Source organism: Streptomyces reniochalinae, from assembly GCF_003323735.1.
GTDB classification, from domain to species: domain Bacteria; phylum Actinomycetota; class Actinomycetes; order Streptomycetales; family Streptomycetaceae; genus Streptomyces; species Streptomyces reniochalinae.
On record NZ_QOIM01000037.1, the window covers coordinates 93682 to 118626 of the forward strand.

Annotated in this window: 19 protein-coding genes and 1 tRNA gene; 15 read left to right on the top strand and 5 right to left on the bottom strand. The window is 72.9% G+C overall.

Features of this window, described 5'->3' with window-relative positions; translation table 11 throughout:
- Positions 1–49 precede the first annotated feature (49 nt).
- Positions 50–799, top strand: coding sequence for a hypothetical protein (locus DQ392_RS34110; RefSeq protein WP_147266548.1), 750 nt, complete (start codon positions 50–52; stop codon positions 797–799).
- A gap of 215 nt (positions 800–1014) precedes the next feature.
- Here the strand turns inward: DQ392_RS34110 and DQ392_RS18250 are convergent.
- A tRNA-Ser gene (locus DQ392_RS18250) sits at positions 1015–1101 on the bottom strand.
- A 45-nt stretch (positions 1102–1146) separates the two neighbouring features.
- Positions 1147–3072 carry a trypsin-like peptidase domain-containing protein gene (locus tag DQ392_RS18255; RefSeq protein ID WP_245981629.1) on the bottom strand — a complete coding sequence of 642 codons (1926 nt, stop codon included), beginning with the start codon at positions 3070–3072 and terminating at the stop codon, positions 1147–1149.
- A gap of 646 nt (positions 3073–3718) precedes the next feature.
- Here DQ392_RS18255 and DQ392_RS18260 point away from each other — a divergent pair.
- The 3 genes from DQ392_RS18260 (at position 3719) to DQ392_RS18270 (ending at position 6766) form a co-directional block, all read left to right on the top strand.
- Positions 3719–4546, top strand: coding sequence for a glycerophosphodiester phosphodiesterase family protein (locus DQ392_RS18260; RefSeq protein ID WP_114016904.1), 828 nt, complete (start codon positions 3719–3721; stop codon positions 4544–4546).
- Between the two features lie 160 nt (positions 4547–4706).
- Positions 4707–5516, top strand: coding sequence for an ATP-binding protein (locus tag DQ392_RS35985; protein ID WP_114016703.1), 810 nt, complete (start codon positions 4707–4709; stop codon positions 5514–5516).
- A 260-nt stretch (positions 5517–5776) separates the two neighbouring features.
- A complete protein-coding gene (locus DQ392_RS18270) occupies positions 5777–6766 on the top strand; it encodes a DUF5926 family protein (RefSeq protein WP_114016704.1) in 990 nt (329 codons plus the stop codon).
- A 247-nt stretch (positions 6767–7013) separates the two neighbouring features.
- Here DQ392_RS18270 and DQ392_RS18275 read toward each other — a convergent pair whose 3' ends face one another.
- Together DQ392_RS18275 and DQ392_RS18280 are read right to left on the bottom strand one after the other, a co-directional pair.
- Positions 7014–7658, bottom strand: coding sequence for a hypothetical protein (locus tag DQ392_RS18275; protein WP_114016705.1), 645 nt, complete (start codon positions 7656–7658; stop codon positions 7014–7016).
- A 390-nt stretch (positions 7659–8048) separates the two neighbouring features.
- A complete protein-coding gene (locus DQ392_RS18280; protein WP_114016706.1) occupies positions 8049–8774 on the bottom strand; it encodes a bifunctional DNA primase/polymerase in 726 nt (241 codons plus the stop codon).
- A gap of 748 nt (positions 8775–9522) precedes the next feature.
- On the opposite strand from DQ392_RS18280, the gene DQ392_RS18285 reads away from it, so the two are divergent.
- From DQ392_RS18285 to DQ392_RS18295, 3 genes are all read left to right on the top strand, one after another.
- A complete protein-coding gene (locus DQ392_RS18285; protein ID WP_114016707.1) occupies positions 9523–11040 on the top strand; it encodes a PP2C family protein-serine/threonine phosphatase in 1518 nt (505 codons plus the stop codon).
- A 376-nt stretch (positions 11041–11416) separates the two neighbouring features.
- Complete coding sequence (locus DQ392_RS18290) at positions 11417–12859, top strand: aminopeptidase P family protein (protein ID WP_425470552.1); 1443 nt, start codon at positions 11417–11419, stop codon at positions 12857–12859.
- A 204-nt stretch (positions 12860–13063) separates the two neighbouring features.
- Positions 13064–14167 (top strand): PP2C family protein-serine/threonine phosphatase, encoded by a 1104-nt coding sequence (locus DQ392_RS18295; protein ID WP_114016709.1) that lies wholly within the window; start codon positions 13064–13066, stop codon positions 14165–14167.
- A gap of 174 nt (positions 14168–14341) precedes the next feature.
- Here the strand turns inward: DQ392_RS18295 and DQ392_RS18300 are convergent, their stop codons facing one another.
- Positions 14342–14785, bottom strand: a complete 444-nt coding sequence (locus DQ392_RS18300) for an ATP-binding protein (RefSeq protein ID WP_114016710.1) — start codon at positions 14783–14785, stop codon at positions 14342–14344.
- A 221-nt stretch (positions 14786–15006) separates the two neighbouring features.
- Between DQ392_RS18300 and DQ392_RS18305 the strand changes: the two genes are divergently transcribed.
- From DQ392_RS18305 to serS, 8 genes are all read left to right on the top strand, one after another.
- Positions 15007–15891 (top strand): hypothetical protein, encoded by an 885-nt coding sequence (locus DQ392_RS18305; protein ID WP_114016711.1) that lies wholly within the window; start codon positions 15007–15009, stop codon positions 15889–15891.
- Positions 15892–16248: 357 nt separating this feature from the next.
- Positions 16249–16965 (top strand): YcnI family copper-binding membrane protein, encoded by a 717-nt coding sequence (locus DQ392_RS18310; RefSeq protein WP_114016712.1) that lies wholly within the window; start codon positions 16249–16251, stop codon positions 16963–16965.
- Positions 16966–17133: 168 nt separating this feature from the next.
- The gene (locus DQ392_RS18315) at positions 17134–17793 is read left to right on the top strand and encodes an SCO family protein (RefSeq protein WP_114016713.1); all 660 of its coding nucleotides are present in this window, start codon (positions 17134–17136) and stop codon (positions 17791–17793) included.
- Positions 17790–18320, top strand: a complete 531-nt coding sequence (locus DQ392_RS18320; protein WP_114016714.1) for a copper chaperone PCu(A)C — start codon at positions 17790–17792, stop codon at positions 18318–18320. Before DQ392_RS18315 ends, DQ392_RS18320 begins: the two co-directional genes overlap by 4 nt.
- A 293-nt stretch (positions 18321–18613) precedes the next feature.
- Positions 18614–20647 (top strand): copper resistance protein CopC, encoded by a 2034-nt coding sequence (locus DQ392_RS18325; protein ID WP_425470553.1) that lies wholly within the window; start codon positions 18614–18616, stop codon positions 20645–20647.
- Between the two features lie 19 nt (positions 20648–20666).
- Entirely contained in the window at positions 20667–22148 is a 1482-nt protein-coding gene (gene efeB / locus DQ392_RS18330; protein ID WP_245981633.1) for an iron uptake transporter deferrochelatase/peroxidase subunit, read from the top strand.
- 42 nt (positions 22149–22190) lie between these two features.
- Entirely contained in the window at positions 22191–23120 is a 930-nt protein-coding gene (pheA, locus tag DQ392_RS18335) for a prephenate dehydratase (protein WP_114016715.1), read from the top strand.
- Between the two features lie 535 nt (positions 23121–23655).
- Positions 23656–24933, top strand: a complete 1278-nt coding sequence (gene serS, locus DQ392_RS18340) for a serine--tRNA ligase (protein WP_114016716.1) — start codon at positions 23656–23658, stop codon at positions 24931–24933.
- Positions 24934–24945: the final 12 nt, after the last annotated feature.

A 24945-nucleotide genomic window follows, 5' to 3' on the forward strand; every position in this document is an offset into this window, starting at 1 on the left:
GCGGAATCGTTACTTCTGCCGTTGACAGATCCCAGGAAGGCGCGAGCTCGTGTTTGGAGAACTCGAATTCTTCGAGAAGGAGATACATGCATTACCAGCGGACGTGAAGCGAAGGCGGCTCGCGTTGACGCCCGAAGCCGAACGCCTCAACCGGGCGGTCGACAGGCAGTTCGACCGGTGGATCCTCTCGGGTGGCCCCGAATTCGAGAAGGCGAACAAGGAGTTCATGGACTTCTTCGAGGAACACGACGAGGAGTTCCCCGAAGGATACTTACTGTATGGACTCAACAGGATACACCGGAAATATCCGTTGTCACGCCCGAGGAAGGCGGCTCTCGACTGGCCGACCATCCTGGTCACATCGACCCTGACGCCGTTCCTCGCCGCAATGGCCAATCACTATGGCGGAAAGGCCGCCTCAACCGTCGGAGCCAGGTCACGAAGAGCCGTCCGCCGACTGATCAGGCGAGAACTGCATGCGGGTATCCGCTCCGACGAGGTACAGCCCGGACGTCGGCCAGGAATCCCTCGTCGAATGCTCCAACTCATCGACGAAAACGGGATTCCTGTCCTCCTCGACAGCTATATACCGGCCGAGGGAGTGATGCAACTCCTCAACCTCGACTTCGTGGCACTCGTGGCCGAATACGACGCCCCGCCGTATGTCCTCTGGTCGGAAGACGCCTGCGAATGGCGTGCGCAGGGAACGAAAAACAATGCAGCGCATTATTCCGTATGGAACAACGAGAACCGCACATGGCGACACGGGGCGTCCATCGGCGAGGACAGCGCGGCGTGACCGGCTCAGGAACAGCCGGAGGGCCTTCAAGGCGCCGCGGCACTCCCGGAGACCACGGCGGCCATGAAGGCAGCGCTCCCGCCCACCGGGCCGCGCTGCGGCCGACCCGCCTGGTCCGAAGAGCCGGGTGAGACAGGCTGAGACAGACAGAGCCAACACAAGGGGCGCCCCTGTGTTCGGGACGCCCCTTGTGACGTTCAGCGCTCTCAGCTGTGCGGAGGCGGTGGGATTTGAACCCACGGAGGTGTCGCCACCTCTACGGTTTTCAAGACCGCTCCCTTCGGCCGCTCGGGCACGCCTCCCCGCACCGCCGGTGCCGACGATGCGGGGAACAGCCTAGCGCGTGGTCACTTGTCGCCCTTGCGGGAGCCGAGGGTCAGCTCGACGGTGTGCTCCTTGCCGTCGCGCTCGTAGGTGACCTCGACCTTTTCGTCCGGCTTGTGGGACCAGATCGTGCCGATCAGGGTGGGGCCACTGTCGATCACCGTGTCGTCCAGCTTGGTGATGACGTCACCGGGCTTGAGGCCCGCCTTGTCCGCGGGGCCGTTCGGGGTGACGGGCTCGCTGCCGTTCTCGCCGTTGCGCGAGATGGTGGCGCCCTTGCCCTCACCGCCCAGCTGCACCGTGGCGCCGATCATCGGGTAGACGGGTTCGCCGGTGTCGATGAGCTGTTCGGCCACGCGCTTCGCCTGGTTGGACGGGATGGCGAAGCCGAGACCCACGCTGCCGGCCTGTCCTCCGCCCTCCATGCCGCCACCGCCGCCGCCCGACTGGATGGCGGAGTTGACGCCGACGACCGCGCCCTGCGAGTTCAGCAGGGGGCCACCGGAGTTGCCGGGGTTGATGGAGGCGTCCGTCTGGAGCGCGTTCATGTACGACGCCTGGCTGCCCTGGCCGTCGCTGGAGGCCACCGGACGGTTCTTCGCGCTGACGATGCCCGTGGTGACCGTGCCCGACAGCCCGAAGGGAGCACCGATCGCGATCGTGGCATCGCCGACGGCCACCTCGCCCGAGTTGGCCACCGGCAGCGGGTCCAGCTTGCGGTCACCGACGCCGCTCAGCTTGAGGACGGCGATGTCGTACCCCTGCGCGTTGCCGACGACGTGAGCGTCGTACTTCTTGCCGTCGGAGAACGTCGCGGTCAGCTTGCCGCCCTCCGTGGCGTTGGCCACCACGTGGTTGTTGGTGAGGATGTGGCCTTCCTTGTCGAAGACGAAGCCCGTGCCCGTGCCCTCCTCACCACCGCCGGACGAGCGGACGGTCACGACGCTCGGCAGCGCCTTGGCGGCTATCCCCGCGACCGACTTGGGCGAGCGGTTGAGCTTCTCGGGGTCGGCGGAGGAGCTGATGGTGGTGCTGCCGCCGTCCGAGCGGTCGGCCGCCCAGAAGCCGATACCTCCGCCGATGCCACCGGCGACGAGCGCGGCGACCACCACGCCGACGACCAGGCCGTTGCGGCGCTTCTTGCCGCCGGGCTCCGGGCCGCCGGGGCCGGAGCCAGGCGGCATCGCCCACGGGTCGTGCGGAGGCATACCGCCACCGCCAGGTCCGCCCGGGCCCACGGGGCCGCCAGGTCCGCCGCCGTACGGCGGCGGGGGCGGCGGGGTCGGGTGGCCCGTGCTGCCGTGACCCCAGCCGCCTGCCTGCCCCGTGCCGCCGTCTCCCGCGGATCCGTAACCGCCCGACTCGCCGGGCCCTGTCGGACCCTCCGGCTGGTGCGGGCGGTCGGCCCCGCCGGGCTCGGACGCGCTCATGCCGGGGCCGGCGGACGTCGCGGCGGCGCCGGAGGCAGCCGCTGCCCCGGCGACGGGCGGGGCGGCGGGCGGCGGCGAGGGCTGCTGCGGCGGGACCGGAGGGGCCGGGCTCACCGCCTCGGTGCTCGCTGCGGGAACGGGCGCGTCCACGGGCGCGGGCGCTTCGCGTGAGCCGTCCTGCGGCGGCTGCACGAGGGTGTCCGTGGACGCCGGTGCCGACATCGACGCCGGTGCCTCGGCCGGACGGGCGTCCGCGTCCTGGACGGGAGTGCCATGCTGCGTACGGCCTTCGGCCGCCGCGGGCGCGCCGGGCGGGGTGTCGGACGCGGTGTCGGACGGGGTGCCGGCGGGGGCGGCGTCCGGAGCGGCGGTGACGGAAGAGTCAGGGGAGGGCAGCGAGAAGTCGCCGTCCTCGCGGCTCGTCGGGGCGCCGGCGGACGGGGCCTGGACCGGCGCCGGAGGCGTGGGACCCGCCCCCGCCGCAGGCGTCACGGCAGCGCCGTCGTTCTCGGTGCTCACAGCTCACTCCTCATCAGGTACACGACATCGCGGGGACGGATGCGTTCACGTATGCGGGTATCCATGGACAGCTTTTCCCATCACACGTCAGGCCGACGTAAGCCAACGCTGAGCCTCCGCACTTCCGTCTTTACATCGGGGCAACACGGACACACTTCCCGCCCCTGGGTGGCGGGGGACCGGCACGAGTGAACCGGCGTCAGGGCGTCGCCGACTGCTCGTCACCCACACGCCCCAGCGATTCGCACGCACGTGCTCCGCGGTCACGGGACCCAGCGTAGGCGCGCTCCTCCCGCACCGCCTTCCGGAGATCCGGGGAAGCCTGATCCCCGGGGCGTTCCCCCCAGTGCGCTCCGAGGCCCGCGGAGGCGACCGGAGCGCCGGAGGCCCGGCCAAAGACTCGGACAGGTCGGAAGGCAGCCGGAAGGCCTGGAGGCCGGAAGGGGATACGAGGGGGCCAGGGCGGCCGGGAGGGTGAGTGCCGGTGGCCCCGTGGCGAAGCACCGCACAGAACCCTGCACAGAGCCCTGCGCGGCGCGCACGGGGACTCCGGTGGGACGATGACCGCGTGAGCAACGAGTTCGACGCCGGGGCGCGCCGCCGTCTCTCCCGCCCGCCGTCCGTCATCGCCCACCGAGGTGCCTCCATGGAGGCACCCGAGCACACCCTGGCCGCCTACCGCCGTGCCATCGAAGAGGGTGCGGACGGACTGGAGTGCGACGTACGGCTGACCGCCGACGGCCACCTCGTCTGCGTCCACGACCGGCGGATCAACCGCACCTCCAACGGGCGCGGCGCCGTCTCGGCGCTGGAGCTCGCGGACCTGGCCGCACTCGATTTCGGCTCCTGGAAGGGCCGGCACGCCGATCCGTACGAATCCCCCGACACCGCGCTCGACACCGACGTCACCGACGCGACCGACACGGCCTACCCGACCGGAGCGGCCGCCGCGACCGGCGCGGACGACTCCCGCGCCGATCCCGAGCTGACCTCCGTCCTCACCCTCGACCGGCTGCTCGACCTGGTGGCCGAGGCGCCGCGCCCGGTGGAACTGGCGATCGAGACCAAGCATCCGACCCGCTGGGCCGGGCAGGTCGAAGCGCGCCTGCTCGAACTGCTGGACCGCCACCGGCCTGACACCCCCGTGCGGGTGATGAGCTTCTCCGCGCGCTCCCTCCAGCGCGTGCGCGCCGCGGCGCCCCACCTGCCGACGGTGTTCCTGACCCAGTTCCTGCTGCCCCGCCACCGCGACGGACGGCTGCCGAACGGGGTGCGCATCGCGGGACCCGGCATCCGCCTGGTGCGCTCGCACCCGGAGTACGTCGAACGTGCCCACCGCGCGGGCAACGAGGTGCACGTGTGGACGGTGGACGAACCCGCGGACGTCGAGCTGTGCGTGCGGCTCGGGGTCGACGCGATCATCACCAACCGGCCGCAGCAGGTCCGCTCCCAGCTCAGCGGCGGGGCGTACTGACGGTCCCCGAGCGCTCCGTCGCGGCGGTCCGGGAGTGCACCGGCGCACTCGGTGCTTATTGCAGTCACGCGAGTGCGTCAAGAGAAGGGGAGTGGCCGGTTTCCGCCGCACTCGGCTGGGGCATTCATCCCGATGGCGTGGGGCAAAGGAGGTCTCGGGGGTGGCGTTGGTGGTGGCACAGGAAGTGCCTACTTCGTCGACCATGGCCGTGCCCCATGGTCCGTCGGGTGTGCGGCTCGCACGGCGCAGGATGCGCGAGGAACTCCTCGCGTGCGGCGCTCCCGACACGGTCGTCGATGATGCGATTCTGATTCTTTCCGAACTTCTCAGCAACGCGTGCCGCCACGCGCGGCCGCTGCACGAGGGGCCGTCGGTGACGCACGGAGCGGGTGGTGCCCACCGGGCCGACGGGCCCGAGGGACCTTCCGGCGGCACGGCGGCCGACACCGTCAGGGCGTCGTGGTGCAGGGACGCGGGCGGCGAGGTGACCATCGCGGTCACGGACGGTGGCGGGCCGACCCGTCCACTTCCGGCCAAGCCCTCCGTCACCGCACGCGGCGGCAGAGGGCTCGCCATCATCACCGCCCTCGCCCGGGACTGGGGGGTGCGGTCCGAACACCCGGACGGATCCCCGCGGACGGGGCTCGGCCCCCCGCGCACCGCTCCCGACGGCACGGCTGCCGCCGACACCGCACACGGCCGGAGCGCGCGCGGCCGCGCCTCTCGTGCCCGTACGTCCTCCGGCTCCTCCGGCGCCGGTGCGCGCGGCCCGTGCGTGCCGGACGGCAGCACGCCCGGTGTCCCGGCCGACGGGGAGCCCGCGGTGACGGTCTGGGCGGTGCTGCGGCCGGACAACTCCTTCAGCGGACGGGTCGCCGCCAGCCTCAACGGTCTCGGCGCGGGCTCCGGCGGCCTCGGCGGAGGCGAGCCCGGCGAGGAGTTCGACCTCGCCTCGGTGGAGGAACTCTGAGCCTCGCCGGCTCACCGGCACCGCTCCCGGACGGGGCGCGCCGGCACCGCTCACGGACGCGTGCCGGTTCTGCCCGGACGGGGCACCGGTCCTTCCCTGACGGGGCACCGGCCCTCACCGGACGGGGCGCCCCGTCCGGTCACAGGGGCGACCGGGTGTACGGCCGGCCCCGCTCCCAGCGCGGTGCGGGCAGCGCGGTGTGCCCGTCAGCCACTAGGATCACGGCGCCCACAACGCCGCACCTCTGGAGAACCGCTCGCATGGCAAAGAAGCGCCGACCCCAGACAGCCGCCCCGGCCGCCGCAGGGGCGGCAGACAGCGGGAACTACCCGGTGGTGGGGGCCCGCCAGCCGTGCCCCTGCGGTTCGGGGCGCCGCTACAAGGCGTGCCATGGCAGGGCGGCCGCCCAGGCCGCGACCGAACTGGTGCGCCGCCCGTTCGAGGGGCTGCCCGGGGAGGCCGACTGGGTCGCCATGCGCGAGCTCGTCCCGGCGGCCACCGCGCGTCTGACGCTCAAGGGAGGGCTGCCCGAGGGCGTCACGGCCGTCACACTCGGCACGGTGCTGCCGATGGCGTGGCCCGCGCTGCACAGGGAGAGCGGTGAGATCCTGCTGGGCCTCCAGAACGACACCGCCTCGGGTGACCTGAGCCGGGACCTCGCGGACACGCTCCAGCGTGCCCTCGCCGCCGAGCCGGGCACTCCGGTCGACGCGGGCCGCGCCGACCCGCAGGGTCCGCGTCTACAGGATCTGTTGGACCTGGACGCACCGTTCGAGCCGGAGGTGCACTCCGGGTTCGAGTTCTGGCTGGAGGGCGAGGAGGAGCCGGCCGGTGAGGTCGCCGCCTCCCTGGAGAGCGCCAACTCCGCGGCCCTGCCCACCACCCGGCTGACGGGGGTCGAGGGGGCCTACTGGTGCGAGGCGCCGGGGAAGAACCACCTGCGGTGGGTGATGGCCAGGCCCGAGGAGGAGTTGCTGGACGCGCTGGCGCGCCTGCACGCCGCGGGTACCTCGTCGCTGGACGAGCCGCAGGGTGCCGAGGGGTCCCGGCTGGTGGGCTCTTTCCGAGCGCACGGGCTGACGGTTCCGGTGTGGGACCTGCCCTCTGAGATGACGGCCCAGGACTGCGAGAAGCCCGCCGCCGCGTTCGCCGAACGTCTGGCCGAGGCACTGGCGGTGACGGCTCCGCTGACGGCCGACGAGCGCCGCGCGCGCAGTGGCCTCACCAACCGTCAGGTGACGCTCAACTGACGGCAGTCGGGAGATCCGGCGTGCGGATTGCGAAGGACCCGTGAGCGTGACACCGGTCACACGCGCGGTCCAACTTGCCCTACCCACAGGTAAATCGGCGTCTTAATCGAGGCGATCGAATTTGCTAACCGCCGATCTCTTGTTACCGTTCTAGAAGCCCGGTCGCTGGTGCATCCCCCGTCGCCAGCGACCGGGTTTTTCTTTTGTCGCAGGACCGGCCCTCGCGGGCGTCGCGGTCCGGCGCACGTCAGCTGTCGCTGTCGGCTCGCAGCAGACGCCGTCGCCCGTCGGCGGAGGCGACCTCGGCCACCGCCGAGTAGGTCTCGTGTGCCCGGGCCTTACCGCGCTCTTCTCCGTCGCCCCGTGGTGTCTCGCACACGCCCCGCCCCGCGGCCGCGGCCACGGTGCAGCGCACCCGGGTCGTGCGCCCGTCGGGGCCTCGCAGAGTCAGGACGGCCGGCAGGGCACCCCGGGTGGAGTTCCGGTAGTAGGCGCGGGCCCAGGTCTCCTCACCCTCCGTCAATACGCAGGCCCGTGCCTCCACCCCTTCGGGCGAGGTGATTTCCGGCCCGCAGGAGGACGAGGGCCGCCCCCGGCCGGCCGCTCCGCGTCGCGCCGTCCCGTCCTCGTCGTGTTCTCGCTCACCGGCAGCGCCGCGTTCTCGCTCACCGGCCTTCCCGCGCTCGGACTCGGGCTCGCCCGCGGTCCCACGCTCGCGCTCGGGCTCGTCGGCGATCCCGTGCCCGGGCTGAGCCGCCTCGAATGCCTTGGCCGCGAGGCGCGCGTCCTCGCCCGCGACCGCCGCGGCGAGCGGTACCGCGGCGACGAGTGCCACCGTGCTGGCGAGGGTGACCACACGGAGCCTGGACGCGCGCTGGTGCGGCTGGAGCATGAGGGAACCCACCTGAACGAGAGCGGAGCGACGGGAGCGGGAAGCAGCGGGCGGGGCGGGCGAGCACGGGGCCGGAAAAGGGACCTACCGGTGAGGTGAACATATCGGGGTCAAGGTGGCGTACACGCCCCAAAAGCTCCCGTTTCCCCCTCAACTGACCACGGCTCCAACCCGTACGAGTGAAGCCCCGCCTTCCGGACCGCCTCTCGCACCGCGCCCCGCACCGTCGCGTCGTACACCCACGTCAGCCACGCCACTCACGTCACGCGCGTCACACGCCACAGGGGCGGCCGGCGCGCCGTCCGCCCACCGGCGCCTGGGAGCACCTCTGCCCCATGGGCCCCGGGGCCGGGGGACCCCGTGGCCACCGGGTCCACCAGCCTCCGGCGCTCAGTACGCCAGTCGGCTCCCCGTGTCCGGGGTCGCGGCGCTCTCCTCGACGAGGACGTCCAGCAGCGTCTCCATCCGGGGCAGCCACGGACGGCCGTCCGTGTCCGCGTCGGGCTCCCGCTCCCAGCGGGCCTTGCCGGCTCCGGTGAGAGTGCCGGGCAGTGCCACGTAGCCGCCTCCGCCGTGGAACCGCAGGGAACTGGGCACCCGATCCTGGGCGTACAGCAGTTCGCCCAGTTCTTCGAGCGCGTAGGGCTCGACCAGTACGGAGAAGCGGGTGGGCGTCGCGATCACCGGGCCGACGCGGACCCCGGCGGCGTCGAAGGTGGCCAGGGCGCGCGCGCCGGCGACCGCCGGCAGGCTCAACGCGCACGGCGCCGGGCCGCCGGTCGCGAGGATCACCGGGGCGTCGGGCCTGTTGGTCCACCACCAGCGGACCAACGCCTCATCGGTCGTGGCCGCCAGCAGCACGGGGTCGAAGGGGTGTGCGCCCGGCACCACGCACTCCGGATCGCGGCACGCGCAGACGGCGGCCTCGCCCCGGCCCCCACTGGAGGCGAGGGCGGCTCCCGGGACGACGGGCCACTGCCACTCGGTGGCGGCTGTCAGCGCCGTGCTCCGCATCGGTGAGCGGTGGGTACTCCGTCCGGACCGCGCCCGAACCCGTCGGCCCTGGAGCTGTCCCCAGGCCCGGAGGAAGCGTCGCCTTCCGAGGATCTCGCGCATGAGCGCTCGTTCCTTTCCGTGAACGCCGAACAACGCCTACAAAGCGAACAACGCCTGCTTGCGCAAACACAGTGAACAAACGGCGACCGGCCGCATGGACGGTGCCGGCGGGACGGCGGGAACAACTCGCCTGCCGGACGCCAACCGACCGTGCCGACCGATCTCCCAGCTCAGTTCGTCTCGTGGACCTTGGTGACCGTGCGTGTCTGGCAGTGCATCGTGCTGCGGGCCCGGCGCGGAACGTGGCGGGGCGGCGAGCACCGCGTGCGTACCGCGGACTGCCACCTGCGCCGATGCTGCTCGTACTTGTTCGTCACGCGCCGCGAACCTCCCCCGGCCCTCGGCCGGAAGGGACCCCGGCATCCGCTCGTACCGCGTCCGTGCTGCCTGTGCGATCCCGCGACTGGTGCGATCCCGCCAAGAGGGACGGGGCGGGGCCCGCCGCCCTCTAGGACGCCGTGTCTCCCCACAGGGTTCCGTACCCGCAGCGGCGGTGCCAACGCGCTGCCGAATGGCCTCAGTCGACAGCAGTATGCACGCCAGGCGAGCGATTTTCCGCCAATCTTTCCACCGTACGGCCTGTCCCCCTGAGAGAGGCCGTCTCTGCGGACATGCTCGGATCCATTGCGCACGTACTGGACATGCCCCAACGGCATGTGTACATGTAGTGGCATTGATAGCGGAGCAACATGACATGGGGGTTTGCGATGCTATTGGACCAGTTTCTCCACCTTCCGGGTCGCTGCCCATGACCTCTCCGCACCTGCCGAAAGTGGCTGGAATCGAACCAGCGGTTTCCTCGAATTCCCCGACGTCCCCTGCTTCGTCGGCGCCCGCCGAATCCGCGGCATCGGCCGCACCAGCCGCACCGCCCACCTCCCCCGCCCCTCCCACAGCAGTCCGGGCCACCGCCGTACCGGGAACGGCACCGCCGCCACCGGATCCCCGCTCCCCGCAGGGCCATCCACAGGGCGACCCGCCTGAGACGAACCCCGGCTCGCCCGCGGACCGCAAACGGATCTGCGACCTGTCCTGCCTGCTCGACCTGACCACCCGGCTGGCGCGCACCGACCACTTCGACGCCGCACTGCGCGAGACGCTGCGGGCCGGCGGCACCCTGCTCGGCGCCCCGCGCGGCCTGGTCGTCCTCGAACCCGGCACGCACCCCGGCGCCGCCCACGGGCCGGTGCCCGAACAGATCCTCGGCATGGGCCTGGGCCGCGCCGAACTGGGCGAGCTGGAGACCGTCCCCGCCCCCTCCCCGCCGGCCGGAGCGCCCGGTACCGACCACGAGCCCGGCGTCGCCTGCCCCGACCTCGCCGCCGCCCCCGACCTGGGCGCACAGCACCGGCAGGTCGCCGCCCGCCTCGGCTACTCCGCCACCTACACGGTGCCGCTCACCACCGGCTCCGGCGCCCGCGTGGGCACGGCCGTCTGGCTCTACGACGAGCCGGGCGAGCCCACCGTGCGCCAGCGGGAGCTGCTGGGCGGCTACCTGCGGTACGCCACCGAGCACTGCGCCCACCTGAGCGAACTCGCCCGCATGCGCGAGGAGTCGGCGGCGCTCACCGCGGAACTGCTGCCCAGCGCGCTGCCCCGGCTTCCCGGAGTCACGCTCGCGGTGCGGCACCGTACGAGCCCGTCCGGCGGCGGCGACTGGTTCGACGCTCTCGCGCTGCCCGACCGGGCGGTGGGGCTGGCCGTCGGCTCCGTCACCGGAAGCGGCCCCGCAGCGGTGGCCGCCATGGGGCGGCTGCGCGCCTCCCTGCGCGCGTACGCGGTGATGGAGGGCGAGGATCCGGTCGCCGTCCTGTCCGACCTGGAGCTGCTGTTGCGGCTGACCGAGCCGGCCGCCTCGGCGACAGCCCTGTTCGCGTACGCCGAGCCGGCGGCGCGCAAGGTGCTGCTCGCCGGGGCCGGGCACTGCGCGCCCCTGATCGTGGGGCCGCGCCGCGTCGAGCCGGTGGAGACGGCCGTCTCGGCGCCGCTGGGGATGCTGGCGTGCTGGGAGGCGCCCAGCGCCGAGGTCGTGCTGGGCGAGGGCGAAACGCTCCTGTGCTACACCGACGGGCTGCTGCACCGCACGGGCCAGTCCATGGACCGCGCCTTCGCGCGGCTGCGGTCGGCCGCCGCCGGTGCGCCGCGCGCCACGCGCGAGGACCCCGAGGCGCTGGTCGACCACGTCCTGCGCACCGTTCTGCCCGCGCCCCTGGCCGACCTGCCCGACCATCCCGAGGACGTCGTCCTGCTGGCCGCCCGCTTCTGAGCCACCGCACCGCCCGCACCGGAGCTTCGCCGTCCCACCGGACTGGCACGCCCGTACGCCCGCGCAGGTCGTTACGCCCCGCGCACGTCGTTACGCCCCGCGCAGGTCGTACCGCGCCCCCGCAGGCGGTCGCGTGCCCGTGGCCTCGGCGCTCCGTCCGAGGGGCCGAGCGGGGCCGCACGAGGGGGGTCGTGCGCTCCGTCCGAAGGGGCCGTGCGCGGCCGCCCGAGAGGGCCGAGCGCGCCGCCCCAGAGGGCCGAGCGCCCCGCACGGGCCGCCGTCACTGCCGGGGAAGGTCACATCCGCACGGCTCTGGACCAGCCACATGCCACCCATACGATGGAAGGTGGTTTCATCCGTCGAACAGGAGGCAGACGTGGCAGACGACGCCGCTGACGAGCAGCCGATCAAGCAGCGGAAGAACGGCCTGTACACGGGCGTCTCCGACGAGCTGGCCGAGAACATGAAGTCCGGCTGGGCGGACACCGAGCAGCACGGCCTGGAGCCGATCGCGCAGGCCGGCGAGCTCGCCGAGCGGCGCGAGAGGCTGTCGGCGCGATTCCCCGGCGAGCGGCTGGTCGTCCCGGCGGGCAACCTGAAGACCCGCTCCAACGACACCGAGTACCCCTTCAGGTCGTCCGTCGAGTACGCGTACCTGACCGGCGATCTGACCGAGGACGGCGTGCTCGTCCTGGAGCCGACGGGTGCGCGCGGCCACACCGCCACGCTCTACCTCCTGCCGCGCTCCGACCGGGAGAACGGCGAGTTCTGGCTGGACGGCCAGGGCGAGCTGTGGGTCGGCCGGCGGCACAGCCTCACCGAGAGCGAGCAGCTCTACGGTCTGCCGTGTGCCGACGTACGCACCGTCACCGACGTGCTGCGACGGGCGAGCGGCCCGGTGCGCACCGTGCGGGGGTACGACGCCGGCGTCGAGGCGGCGCTGGCGGACAAGGTGACCGCCGAGCGGGACGAGGAGCTGCGCGGCTTCCTGTCCGAGATGCGGCTGGTCAAGGACGCGTTCGAGGTCGGCGAGCTGCAAAAGGCGGTCGACTCGACGGTGCGCGGTTTCGAGGACGTCGTCCGCGTGCTCGACAAGGCGCAGGCCACCTCCGAGCGCTACATCGAGGGCACGTTCTTCCTGCGCGCCCGCGTGGAGGGCAACGACGTCGGCTACGGCTCGATCTGCGCCGCGGGCCCGCACGCCACCACGCTGCACTGGATGCGCAACGACGGCCCCGTGCGCCCGGGCGAGCTGCTGCTGCTCGACGCCGGAGTGGAGACCCATACCCTCTACACCGCCGACGTGACCCGCACCCTGCCGATCGACGGCCGCTTCACCGACCTCCAGCGCACGATCTACGACGCGGTGTACGAGGCGCAGGAGGCGGGCATCGCCGCCGTCAAGCCGGGCGCCAAGTACCTGGACTTCCACCACGCCGCACAGCGGGTGCTGGCCGCCAGGCTGGTCGAGTGGGGCCTGGTCGAGGGTCCGGTCGAGCGGGTGCTGGAGCTGGGTCTCCAGCGGCGCTGGACGCTGCACGGCACCGGGCACATGCTCGGCATGGACGTGCACGACTGCGCGGTCGCCCGGCGCGAGACCTACGCCGACGGCACCCTCGAGCCCGGCATGTGCCTGACCGTCGAGCCGGGGCTGTACTTCCAGGCGAACGACGAGACGGTGCCCGAGGAGTACCGGGGCATCGGCGTGCGCATCGAGGACGACATCCTGGTCACCGAGGACGGCAACCGCAACCTGTCCGCCGCGCTGCCCCGCAGCAGCTCCGCGGTGGAGAGCTGGATGGCGGAACTCAGGTCGTAGAGGCCGGCGAAGTCCTAAAATCCGAGCACGGCGGCGAGGTCAGGAGACACGAGCGACGACAACGCGCCCGCTGAGCCTGTCACCGGCGAGCGGCCCCCGGCGGCCCGGCACCCGCCACCCGGCGGGTGATCCGCACCGGCGGGTGGCCCGCACCGACGAGTGGCCTGTCACCGACAAGGAAGAGAGCGCGCTTTGGTCTCCCGGATGAGGACCGGACTGCTGTCCGCGTTTCCCTTCCTCGCCATGGCCGTCGTCGGTGCCGCCGACATGGCGGGCGGGCCCGGGATCGGGTTGCAGCCGATGATGGCGCTCGGTCCCGCGTTCGCCGGTCTGACCGGTGGCAAACGGCGCACGGCCGCCGTCGGCGCGCTGGCGCTGGTGCTGACCGTCGCGCTGAGCCTCTACAACGGCCAGTTCGGGGAGCGGCGCGGCAACGCCACGCTGATCTCCGTCGCGGGCGTGTCGGTGGCGGCGCTGGTGGCCACCGCGATGCGGCAGCGGCGGGAGGCCGAGCTGGCCAACGTGCGCTCCATCGCGGAGGCCGCCCAGCGGGTGCTGCTGCGCCCGGTGCCGCGCAGCGCCGGGCGGCTGCGGGTCGCCGTCTCCTACACGTCGGCCGTCGCCGAGGCCCGGATCGGCGGCGACCTGTACGAGGTGGTCACCTCGCCGCACGGCGTGCGCGTCATCATCGGGGACGTCCAGGGCAAGGGCCTGGAGGCCGTGGAGACCGCGGCCGTCGTGCTCGGCGCCTTCCGGGAGGCCGCCTACGACGAGGCGGACCTGCCCGCGGTGGGTGAACGCCTGGAGCGGGCGTTGGACCGGCACCTGCTGGGCGAGAAGTTCGTGACGGCGGTGCTGGTCGAGGTGGAGCACAGCGAGCGGCCCCGGACGGCGACGCTGCTCAACTTCGGTCACCCGGCGCCGCTCGCGGTCCGCCACGACGGCAGCGTCCACTTCGCCGAGCCGCCCCGCCGGTGCCTGCCGCTGGGCCTGGGCCTGCACGGCAGCGAGCCGCCCTTCCCGCACCAGGTGCCCTTCGCACCCGGCGACCAGCTGCTGCTCTACACCGACGGCGTCACCGAGGCCCGGGACGCCGACAACCACTTCTACCCCCTCGACCAGCGCGCCCACCTGCTCAAGGACCCCGACCCGGAGGGAGCGCTCGAGGCCGTCCACCAGGACATCGAGGAACACGTGCGCTCCCCCCTCAACGACGACGCGGCGATGCTGCTGCTGCGCTACCGCAACTTCCGCGCCGGGCCCGAGCCCGCCACCCCCGAGGGCCAGCAGGTCGAGCCGAGCGCGTGAACCGGTGCGTCGAGCCGGGCACGTGAACAGGTGCTCGGCCCGAGCACGTGAACAGGTGCTCGGCCCGAGCACGTGAACAGGTGCTCGGGCCGAGCCGGTACACCCGCGCGTCGGGCCGGCCGCCGCACGGATGCGTCGAGCCCGCGCGTCCGGCCGGCCGCGTGCACCGTTCGCTCAGAACGCGGGCAGCAGGGCCCCGTCGCGGCGGGCCAGTACCTTGTCGAAGCTGACGACCGCGCCGCCCCGCCCCGGCCGGTTGCAGAACCGCACATGATCGGCGAGGCACTCGATCAGATGGAGGCCGCGCCCGCTCTCCGCCTCGTTCCCGCACCGCACCGGGTCGTACCCGGCGGGAAAACCGGGCCCCGTGTCGGCCACCTCGATGCGGCAGCGGTCGCCCTCCAGATAGGCGGACACGCGGTAGGCACCCGCCAGATCACCGGCCGCGCTGCCGTGCTCGACGGCGTTCGCGCACGCCTCGGACAGGGCGAGGCACATGTCGTAGGCCACGTCGGGGTCTACTCCGGCCGCTTCCATGGAGCTCAGCAGAAGGTGCCGCGCGAGCGGCACGCTGGCGGCTTCGCGCCGTAGCCGGAGAGACCACCACAGGCTGCTCATGCTCACCCTCCATGCGGCTCGACACACGGGTTACCTATTGCCTGCGTGTCCGAGCACTACTCGGGCGCGTCGCGATGACCCTCGTACGGCGGAAACCGCGCGCCGTGCGGACCCTCCACCCGGCCCGCACCCGCCGTACGCCCGAGCCCCCCGCCTGCGGTACACCGGGGCCTGTACCTGCCGTATACCGGAAGCGGACGCGGTGAGATGATGGCGCCGCCATGACTGCCGGAGCGGACCTGAGACTGCTGCGGGCCGCGGTGTTCGCCGCGGCCTGTGTCACCGTGTCCGCCGCCGGTCACGTCCTCGCCGCGGGCACGATGGTCCCGCTGGTTCCGCTCGCGCTGGGGTTCGGCTGCGTGTTCGCGCTCGCCGTGGCCCTCGCCGGCCGGGAGCGCTCGCTGCCGGGCATCGCCGGGCTCCTCACGCTGGGCCAGTTCGCCCTGCACCTGCTCTTCTCCTTCGGCACGATGGGGGCCCAGGGCTCCACACGGGCGGCCGCGGGCACGCGCCCCGGCCCCCCGGGCGGCCCGGGCGGGGTGCGGGAGCTGGCCGGAAAGCTGCTGTGCAACCACAGCGCGGCGGGCATGAGCGAGGCCGACGCGCGCCGGGTCGTCTCCCGCGCGGGGCTCGACCCTGACACCGCCGCCTCCGCGGCGGGCAGCGGCCCGGCCGGGCACTCCGCACACCACGCCGCGCACGCGGCCTCCTCGGCGCCCTTCCCCGACACCCCGCTCGACTGCCTGCGGGGCGCGGCGCGTGCCGCCGTCGGCATGTTCGACGCCCCGATGCTTCTCGGCCACCTGTGCGCGGCACTGCTGCTCGGCTGGCTGCTGCGGCGCGGCGAGGCGGCGCTGTGGCGGCTGGTGCGGCTGTCGGCCGACGCCGCCGACGCGGCCGACGAACTGGTGGCCGCGCTGGCCCTGAGCCGGGCTCTGGCCTACGTGCGGGCGTGGCACGCCGGGCTGCCGCCGAAGGCACCGGTACGGTCCGGCTTCTCCCGGCCACGTGACGAGCGGGCGCCCCGCTCCGTCACGCTCGACCACACCGTCCACCGGCGCGGCCCGCCCGCGCGGACGGCGGACGCCTTCGCGCTCGCGGCCTGACGGCCCCGCACACGGACGACGACCGCCCCGCGCCCCCTCTTCTCTCCGCTCCGGCGCGCCGGTGAGCTGCGGCGACGGAGCCGCACCCGGCCACCCGTGGGCCGCACCCGGCCCGTGAGCCGTGCGCCTGTGTGCGCTCCCGTGTGCCGTACGCCTCAGTGCGGTTTCGCCGGCCTTCCGTGGCCGGCCGGAGCGCCTGCGCGGTCCGAGCGCCGTACGCGGCCGGAGCGCCGTGCGAGAGAGAGGGGCGCGTGGTCGGGCAGCTGCGCCGTGCGGGCCGTACCGCACGCCCGCGCGCTCGGGCACCCCGCCGGCACGCTGCCCGTCATCCGTCCTGTCCGTCAGGAGCACACACCCGTGAAGATCTCTTACCGCCGTGCCGTGACCGTCGGCGCGCTCGCCGCCGGCACCGTCGTGCTGGTCGCCGGACCCGCCTCGGCGCACGTCAGCGTCGACCCGCAGGAGGCGCCCAAGGGCGGTTACAGCACCGTCAACTTCAAGGTCCCCAACGAGAAGGACGACGCCTCCACCGTGAAGCTGGAGGTCACCTTCCCCGCCGACCACCCGCTGGCCTCCGTGATGCCGCAGCCGGTGCCCGGCTGGGACATCAAGGTCGACAAGAAGAAGCTGGACAAGCCGATCGAGACCCACGGCGAGAAGATCACCGAAGCCGTCTCGAAGGTCACCTGGAGCGGCGGCAAGGTCGAGCCGGGCGAGTTCCAGCAGTTCCCCGTCTCCATGGGCCAACTCCCCGAGGACGGGGACCAGCTCGTCTTCAAGGCCCTCCAGACCTACGACGATGACGACGTCGTACGGTGGATCGAGGAGCAGCGCAAGGGCGCGCCCGAGCCCGAGCACCCGGCGCCGGCGCTGAAGCTCGCCGCCGCCGAGGAGGACGGGAAGGCCGCGGGATCCGCGTCGGGCGACGGCAAGGCCACCGAGCAGACGGCGGCCTCCTCCGGCTCGGACGCCGGCTCCGACACCACCGCACGCGTCCTGGGCGTGGTGGGGATCGTCGTGGGCGTCGCCGGTATCGCCTTCGGCGTCCTGGCAGGCCGCCGCCGCGCCTCCTGATCCCACGGTCCGACGGGGGTGGTGCGGCCCGGCGCGTGAGCCGGGCCGCACCACCCGCGGGGCCCCGCGTCCGCCCCCTACCCCTTTCGACACGGGCCCCGTCACGGCCCCGGTACCGACACCCGATACACCCACCGACCCCGAACCAGCACGAAGCGGATCACCACCATGCGCACTACCAGAACGGTCCCGGCGGCAGCCGCCCTTGTCGCGGCCGCCGCCCTCGCCCTGACCGGCTGCGGCACCGACGCCGGCGGCAAGGCCGCCGACAAGCCGGCCACGGTCGAGAAGCAGGAGAAGGGCGGCACGGTCCTCGACCAGCCCTTCGACAAGCCCGACCTGACGCTCACCGACACCCGCGGCGACAAGTACGACTTCATCGAGGAGACCAAGGGCCACCCCACGCTCCTCTACTTCGGCTACACCAACTGTCCTGACGTCTGTCCGCTGACGATGAGCAACATCGCGGTGGCCAAGTCGAAGCTGTCCAAGGAGGAGCAGAAGAAGCTGCGGGTCGTCTTCGTCACCACCGACCCCGAGCGGGACACCCCCGAGGAGCTCGGGAAGTGGCTGCGCGGCCAGGACCCGTCGTTCATCGGGCTGACCGGTGACTTCGACACCATCCAGGCGGGCGCCCGCAGCCTGGGCGTGAGCGTGGAGCCGTCGTACAAGAAGAAGAACGGCGACATCGTCTCCACCCACGGCGCCCAGGTGCTCGCCTTCTCCCCCAAGGACGACAAGGCGCACGTCCTCTACACCGAGGGCAACACCGACCCGAAGATCCTCGACGGGGAACTCCCCCAGATCATCAAGGGGGAGAACCCGTGACCCCTCGCCCGCTCGGCGCCGCGGCCCGCCGTTCACTCGCCGCCACCGCGCTCGGCGCCGCCTGCGTTCTGGCCCTGGGCGCCTGCTCCTCGTCGTCCTCCTCTTCCTCGTCGTCCTCCTCGTCCGGCGAAAAGAAGGGGAGCGCCGAGACCTCGGGGCGCCCCGAGCTGAAGGTCAGCGGCGCCTACGTGCCGCAGCCGCCCACCGACAAGATGGCCGGCGGCTTCCTGACCGTGCGCAACAGCGGCGGCAAGGCCGACAAGCTCACCTCCGTCTCCACTGACGTGGCGGGCGAGGTCGAGATGCACGAGACGGTCGAACAGCAGATGCGGCAGGTCGAATCCCTGCCGGTCCCCGCGCACGGAACTTTGAAACTGGCGCGCGGGGGCAACCATCTGATGCTCATGGAGCTCAAGCACAAGCCGGTCAAGGGCCAGACGGTCACCTTCGTCCTGCACTTCGCCAAGTCCGGCTCCGTCACGGTCAAGGCTCCCGTCGAGGCGACGAACTACACACCCGAGAAGTGAGGTTCGCAGGCGTGCCGTACACCACCGAGCCCCCTCCGTCCGCTGCCGCGGCCGGGCGGCGCCACCGCCCGGCCGTCCGTCCGGCGCCGCTCGGCGCTCCGGCGCCGCTCGGCGCCGCGACGGCGCCCCCTTCCGTCCGAGCGGCCACGCCGCCATCCCAGGGGCGGACGGCCGTGGCGCCGTCGTCCCGTGCCAGGACGGCCCTGGCGCCATCCGGTGCCCGCACGGCCCTGGCGCCGTCCCGTGCGCGGGCGGCCGCCTCGTCGTCCCGTGGTGCGTGGAAGGCGCTCGTGGTGGCTCTCCTGACCGGTGGGCTGGCGCTGCTGGGCATCCTGGCCACCGCGGGACCCGCCGCCGCGCACGCGGCGCTGACCGGCAGCAACCCGGCGGACGGCTCGGTGGTGCGCGACGCGCCCCGCCAGGTCACGCTCGACTTCTCCGAGGGCGTGGCCATGTCCGAGGACTCGATCCGCGTCCTCGACCCGCACGGCAAGCGGGCCGACACCGGGGCGATCCGCGACACGGGCACCGGGGGGAAGACGCAGCGTGCCGTGTCGCTCAGATCCTCGCTCGCCAAGGGCACCTACACGGTCGCCTGGCAGGCCGTCTCCGCCGACAGCCACCCCGTCTCCGGCGCGTTCACCTTCTCCGTCAAGGAACCGTCCGAAACCAGCGCGACCGTCCCCCAGCAGGACGAGAACGCCGGCGGCGGTGCCGTGGGAACGCTCTACGGCATCGGCCGGTACGCCGCCTACGCGGGCTTCGTCCTGCTGGTCGGCGGTGCGGGCTTCGTCATGCTGTGCGCCCCGCGCGCGGCCTCCTCGCGGGCGGTGCAGCGGCTGACCGTCACCGGGTGGGTCACCCTGACCGCCGCCACGCTGGCCCTGTTGCTCCTGCGCACCCCCTACACCGGCTCGGGCAGGCTCGCCGACGTCCTCGACCTGGGCGGGCTCAAGGAGGTGGTCGCCACCAAACCGGGCGCTGCCCTGGTGTCCAGGATGCTGCTGCTGGCGGCGGCGGCCCTGTTCGTCTCGGTGCTCTTCGGGGCGTACGCGCGGCGCCGCCAGGACAGCGCGGCGGAGACGAACGGCGCGGCGGGCACGGACGGCGCGGCGGACACGGACGGGCCGGTCGGCGCGCGGGAGGGGCACGACCTGCTGTACGGGCTCGCCATCGGCGGCGCCGTCGTCGCGGCCGGGCTCGCGGCGACCTGGGCGATGGCCGAACACGCCTCCACCGGCATCCAGACGTCACTCGCCATGCCGGTGGACATCCTCCACCTGCTGGCCGTCGCCCTGTGGCTGGGCGGACTGGCCGCGCTCTTCTGCCTGCTGCGCTGGGGGCCCTCCCCGTCGGGCGCGACAGTGCGGCGCTTCTCCGCGGTGGCCCTGACGAGCGTCACCGTGCTCGCCGCGACGGGGCTGTACCAGTCGTGGCGCCAGGTGGGAACCTTCGGCGCACTGACGAGCACGGCGTACGGACAGCTGCTGCTGGTGAAGGTGGCCCTGGTGGCCGTACTGGTGGGAATCGGCTGGTTCTCCCGCCGGTGGACAGCCAGGTTGTCGGAGGTCCCGACGGAGGCGGAAAACCACCGCACGGGGAGCGTCCCTACGGACGTCACTGACCGGACGGCGTCCCTTCCGCGCAGGCGCTCCCCACAGCCGCCGGTCCGCGCCTCCGCTCCGTCTTCCCCTCTCTCTTCCGACAGCGCCTCCGCCGAGGATCCCTCCGACGGCGGCCCGGCCGACCCCGTGCGCGCCGCGCAGCTCGCGCGGCAGCGGGACGCCGCCGACGCCGCGCGGCAGCGCAAGCGGCGCGAGGCCGATCCGGAGCGCAGCGGGCTGCGCCGCTCGGTGCTGACGGAGGCCGCCATCGCCGTCGTCCTGCTGGCCGTCACCACGGTCCTGACCAACACCGAGCCGGGACGCACCGAAGCGCAGGCACAGGCAGCGGGGGACACGGGAAAGAGCGCCTCCGCCGGTCCTGTGGAGGCGAAGGTGCCGTTCGACACGGGCGGCCCCGGCGGCAAGGGCACCGCCGCACTGGAGCTCGACCCGGGCTCCCGCGGCCGCAACACCCTCCATCTGCACACCACCACGCCCGGCGGCCGGCCGCTCGACGCACCGGAGGTGAAGGTCACCTTCACCCTCCCGGCGAAGGACCTCGGGCCGCTGCCTGTCACCCTGAAACCGGTCGCGGGGAAGAAGGGCCACTGGAAGGCCGCGGATGTCCGGCTTCCCATGGCCGGAAAATGGAAGCTCGCGGTCACCGTCCGCACCTCGGACATCGACCAGGTCACCACCTACAAGACCGCCACCATCGGCTGAGCCGGAACCGAACCACACGATGAGTACGCACAGCGACCACGAATCCGCGGACCGCGCCACGGACGGCGCCCCCGAGCGGGGCGGCGAGCCCGTACGCGGCGGTTCCCGCGTGACCGCCGTCAACGCCCCTCGTAAGCGGCGGGAACGCCGCCGGGGGGCTCCTCCGTCCCGGGACTCCGTCCCTTCCCCGACGACCGCCGCGGAGGAGGAGCGCGGCACGTCGCCCGGCAGCGGCGCGCCGTCCGCTGACGCCGCGTCGTCCGGCAGCGGTGCGTCGCTGTCGCGGCGGCGGCTGCTGGGCACCGCCTCCGCCGCCGGCGCGGGCGGGCTGGTGCTGGGCGCCGCGGGGGGCGCGTGGGGGCACGCGGCGGCGCAGGACGAGCCGCCCACGGCGCTGACGTCGCTGGGCTCCACCGGCGTGGCGTTCCACGGCACGCACCAGGCGGGCATCGTCACGCCGGCGCAGGCACACGGCCATCTGGCGGCGTTCGACCTGGTGTCCGACGCTGGGCGCAGGCAGGCGGCGGCGCTGCTGCGGCGCTGGTCGGACGCGGCGCGGCGGATGATGGCGGGCGAGCCGCCGGCAGGCGGCGAGCGGGACACCGGGATCGCGCTGGACGCGGGGCCCTCGTCGCTGACGGTGACGTTCGGGTTCGGCCGCACGTTCTTCACCCGTACGGGTATGAAGAAGGAGCTGCCGCCGCAGCTGGCTCCCCTGCCGGACTTCTCCGCCGACGCGCTGGACAAGAAGCGCTCCGACGGCGATCTGTGGGTGCAGGTCGGCGCTGACGACGCACTGGTCGCCTTCCACGCGCTGCGGGCGCTCCAGCGGGAGGCGGCGGGGGTGGCGCGGGTGCGCTGGCAGATGTCGGGTTTCAACCGTTCGCCCGGGGCCACGGACCGCCCCCGTACGGTGCGCAACCTGATGGGCCAGGTGGACGGCAGCAACAACCCGAAGACCGCGGACGACGACTTCGCCGAGCGCGTCTTCGTGCCGTCCTCGGGCCAGCCGTCCTGGATGGCGGGCGGCTCGTTCGTGGTGCAGCGGCGCATCCGGATGCTGCTCGACAGCTGGGACGAGCGCGCGCTCGGCGAGCAGGAGCGGGTCATCGGGCGGCGCAAGTCGGACGGCGCACCGCTGTCCGGGGGGCACGAGCACACCGCGCCCGACCTCGACAAGCGCGGCAGGGACGGGCTGCCGGTGATCGCCGCCGACGCGCACATCCGTGTCGCCTCGCCGGAGACGAACGGGGGCGCGGCGATGCTGCGCCGCCCCTTCTCCTTCCACGACGGCTTCCGGGACGACGGCGCGCCGGATGCCGGGCTGCTGTTCCTGGCCTGGCAGGCGGACCCGTTGCGCGGCTTCGTACCCGTGCAGCGCAAGCTCGACCGGGGGGACGCGCTCTCGGACTTCCTGCGGCACGAGGCGAGCGGGCTGTTCGCCGTTCCGGGCGGTCCGGCGCGGGGCGAGTACGTGGGCCAGCGGCTGCTCGAGGGCTGAGACCGGCACTCGGCGGGTGCCGGGCGCGGCTACCGTGGCGGCATGTCATCTGCGAGCCGCTACACCTACCTCGGTCCCGAGGGCACGTTCACCGAAGCCGCGCTGCACACGCTCCCCGAGGCCGCCACCCGCCAGCTCACCCCGATGGTGTCGGTTCCCGCGGCGCTGGACGCCGTGCGGAACGGGGAGGCGCAGGCGGCGTTCGTGCCGATCGAGAACTCGGTGGAGGGCGGGGTGACCGCCACGCTGGACGAGCTGGCGGGCGGCGGCCGGCTGATGATCTACCGCGAGGTGCTGCTGCCGATCGCGTTCGCGCTGCTGGTGCGGCCGGGGACGACGCTGGAGACGGTCAAGACGGTGACGGGGCACCCGGTCGCCCAGCCGCAGGTGCGCAACTGGCTCGCCGCGCAGCTCCCGGACGCCGTGTGGGAGTCGGCCGCCTCCAACGCGGACGGCGCCCGCCTGGTGCAGGAGGGCCGGTACGACGCGGCCTTCGCGGGCGAGTTCGCGGCGGCGAGGTACGGGCTTCAGCCGCTGGTCACCGACGTCCACGACGCGGAGAACGCGACGACGCGGTTCGTGCTGCTGGGCCGTCCCGCGCGCCCCGCGGCGCCGACGGGTGCGGACAAGACGTCGGTCGTCTTCTGGCTCCAGGGGGACCAGCCGGGCGCGCTGCTGGAGGTCATGCACGAGTACGCCTCGCGGGGGGTGAACATGATGCGGATCGAGTCGCGGCCGACGGGCGAGGGCATCGGGCAGTACTGCTTCTCGGTGGACTGCGAGGGGCACGTGGAGGACCGTCGGGTGGCGGACGTGCTCATGGGGCTGAAGCGCTCGTGCCGTGCGGTGCGCTTCCTGGGTTCGTATCCGCGCGCCGACGAGCAGCCGCCGACGCTGCGCCCTGGTATGGCGGACGAGGACTTCGTGGCGGCGGCGGACTGGCTGACGCGGTGCCTGGACGGGCGGGACTGAGGTCGGGGCGCGGCTGTTCACACTGTGCACAGCCTCGGCGAAGTTATCCACAGGGGCGGGTGGCGACCTGTGAACAAGTCGACAGGCGAAACGGACTCTGTCGACAAAACGGCATGGATACCGCATCGCCGTCCACAGCCGCCAACACCCGCCTCGTCAGCACAATTCCCTTCATGAACCCTTCGGTGTGAGCTGATCCCCCTCAAAAGAGTGGGAATTTCGGGTTTACGGCGGGAATTCCCGGAGGACCGAGCAGGCACCGGAAGGGATCTCTTCCATTTCCACAGCCCGGCTTCCCCGCCTGTGGAAAAGTCGCTCCGCGCCGGTGATCGCTGTGGATAAACCTGGTGAGGGCGATGCCCAACTGCCCTGCCCGGCCCCGGAATCACCCCTGCGGGCCCCTTCCCCCGGGGGAGGGACGGAATTCCCGGGAGGTGAGGGCAATACGCACCTCGCAAACCCGCCAATTCGGACAAATTACACGCAAAGGGATTTCGGATCGAGAGCCGTCGGAGGTCACCGGTACCCTGGCGGGGTGATTGACCTTCGCCTGCTCCGTGAGGACCCCGACCGTGCGCGCGCCTCGCAGCGTGCCCGTGGAGAGGACGTCGACCTCGTCGACGCGGTGCTCTCCGCCGACGAACGGCGCAGGTCCTCCAGCGTCCGCTTCGACGAGCTCCGCGCCGAGCAGAAGCAGCTCGGCAAGCTCATCCCCAAGGCCGAGGGCGAACAGAAGGCGGAGCTGCTGCGCCGCACCGGCGAGCTGGCGACCGCGGTCAAGGCCGCCGACGCCGAGAAGGACGAGGCCGCCGCCGAGACACAGCAGCTGCTGCGCCGGCTGAGCAACCTGGTGCACCCGGACGTTCCGGTGGGCGGCGAGGAGGACTTCACCGTCCTGGAGACCCTCGGCACCCCTCGCGACTTCGGCGCCGAGGGCTTCGAGCCGAAGGACCACCTGGAGCTGGGCCAGCGGCTCGGCGCCATCGACGTCGAGCGCGGCGCCAAGGTGTCGGGCTCGCGCTTCTACTTCCTCACCGGTGTCGGCGCCCTCCTGGAGCTGGCGCTGGTCAACGCGGCCATCGCCCAGGCGACCGAGGCGGGCTTCACGCCGATGCTCACGCCCGCGCTGGTCAAGTCGCAGGCCATGGACGGCACCGGGTTCCTCGGCCAGGCGGCCCAGGACGTCTACCAGCTGGAGAAGGACGAGCTCTACCTCGTCGGCACCTCCGAGGTGGCCCTGGCCGGATATCACATGGACGAGATCATCGAGGCGAACCGGCTGCCGCTGCGCTACGCCGCCTTCTCCCCGTGCTTCCGGCGGGAGGCCGGCTCGTACGGCAAGGACACCCGGGGCATCTTCCGCGTCCACCAGTTCGACAAGGTGGAGATGTTCTCCTACGTCGACCCCGAGGACTCGCAGGCCGAGCACCGCAGACTGCTGGAGTGGGAGAAGCAGTGGCTCTCCTCCCTGGAGCTGCCGTTCCAGGTGATCGACGTGGCCACCGGCGACCTGGGCGCCTCGGCCGCGCGCAAGTACGACTGCGAGGCCTGGATCCCCACCCAGGGCAAGTACCGCGAGCTGACCTCCACCTCGGACTGCACCCAGTTCCAGTCGCGGCGTCTGTCCGTGCGCATGCGGGACGGCAAGCACGTGCAGCCGCTGGCCACGCTGAACGGCACCCTGTGCGCCGTACCGCGCACCATCGTCGCGCTGCTGGAGAACCACCAGCAGGAGGACGGCTCGGTGTGGGTGCCGCCGGTGCTCCGCCCCTACCTGGGCGGACGTGAGGCGCTGGAGCCGATCGCCAAGTGAGCACCGCCGCAG

Excerpts from the sequence above, each read along its gene's own strand:
- DQ392_RS18260 (WP_114016904.1), top strand. The coding sequence starts at position 3,719 with ATGGAGGCACCCGAGCACACCCTGGCCGCCTACCGCCGTGCCATCGAA.
- DQ392_RS18270 (WP_114016704.1), top strand. The coding sequence starts at position 5,777 with ATGGCAAAGAAGCGCCGACCCCAGACAGCCGCCCCGGCCGCCGCAGGG.
- DQ392_RS18275 (WP_114016705.1), bottom strand. The coding sequence starts at position 7,658 with ATGCTCCAGCCGCACCAGCGCGCGTCCAGGCTCCGTGTGGTCACCCTC.
- DQ392_RS18280 (WP_114016706.1), bottom strand. The coding sequence starts at position 8,774 with ATGCGCGAGATCCTCGGAAGGCGACGCTTCCTCCGGGCCTGGGGACAG.
- DQ392_RS18285 (WP_114016707.1), top strand. The coding sequence starts at position 9,523 with ATGACCTCTCCGCACCTGCCGAAAGTGGCTGGAATCGAACCAGCGGTT.
- DQ392_RS18295 (WP_114016709.1), top strand. The coding sequence starts at position 13,064 with ATGAGGACCGGACTGCTGTCCGCGTTTCCCTTCCTCGCCATGGCCGTC.
- DQ392_RS18300 (WP_114016710.1), bottom strand. The coding sequence starts at position 14,785 with ATGAGCAGCCTGTGGTGGTCTCTCCGGCTACGGCGCGAAGCCGCCAGC.
- DQ392_RS18305 (WP_114016711.1), top strand. The coding sequence starts at position 15,007 with ATGACTGCCGGAGCGGACCTGAGACTGCTGCGGGCCGCGGTGTTCGCC.
- DQ392_RS18315 (WP_114016713.1), top strand. The coding sequence starts at position 17,134 with ATGCGCACTACCAGAACGGTCCCGGCGGCAGCCGCCCTTGTCGCGGCC.
- efeB (WP_245981633.1), top strand. The coding sequence starts at position 20,667 with ATGAGTACGCACAGCGACCACGAATCCGCGGACCGCGCCACGGACGGC.
- pheA (WP_114016715.1), top strand. The coding sequence starts at position 22,191 with ATGTCATCTGCGAGCCGCTACACCTACCTCGGTCCCGAGGGCACGTTC.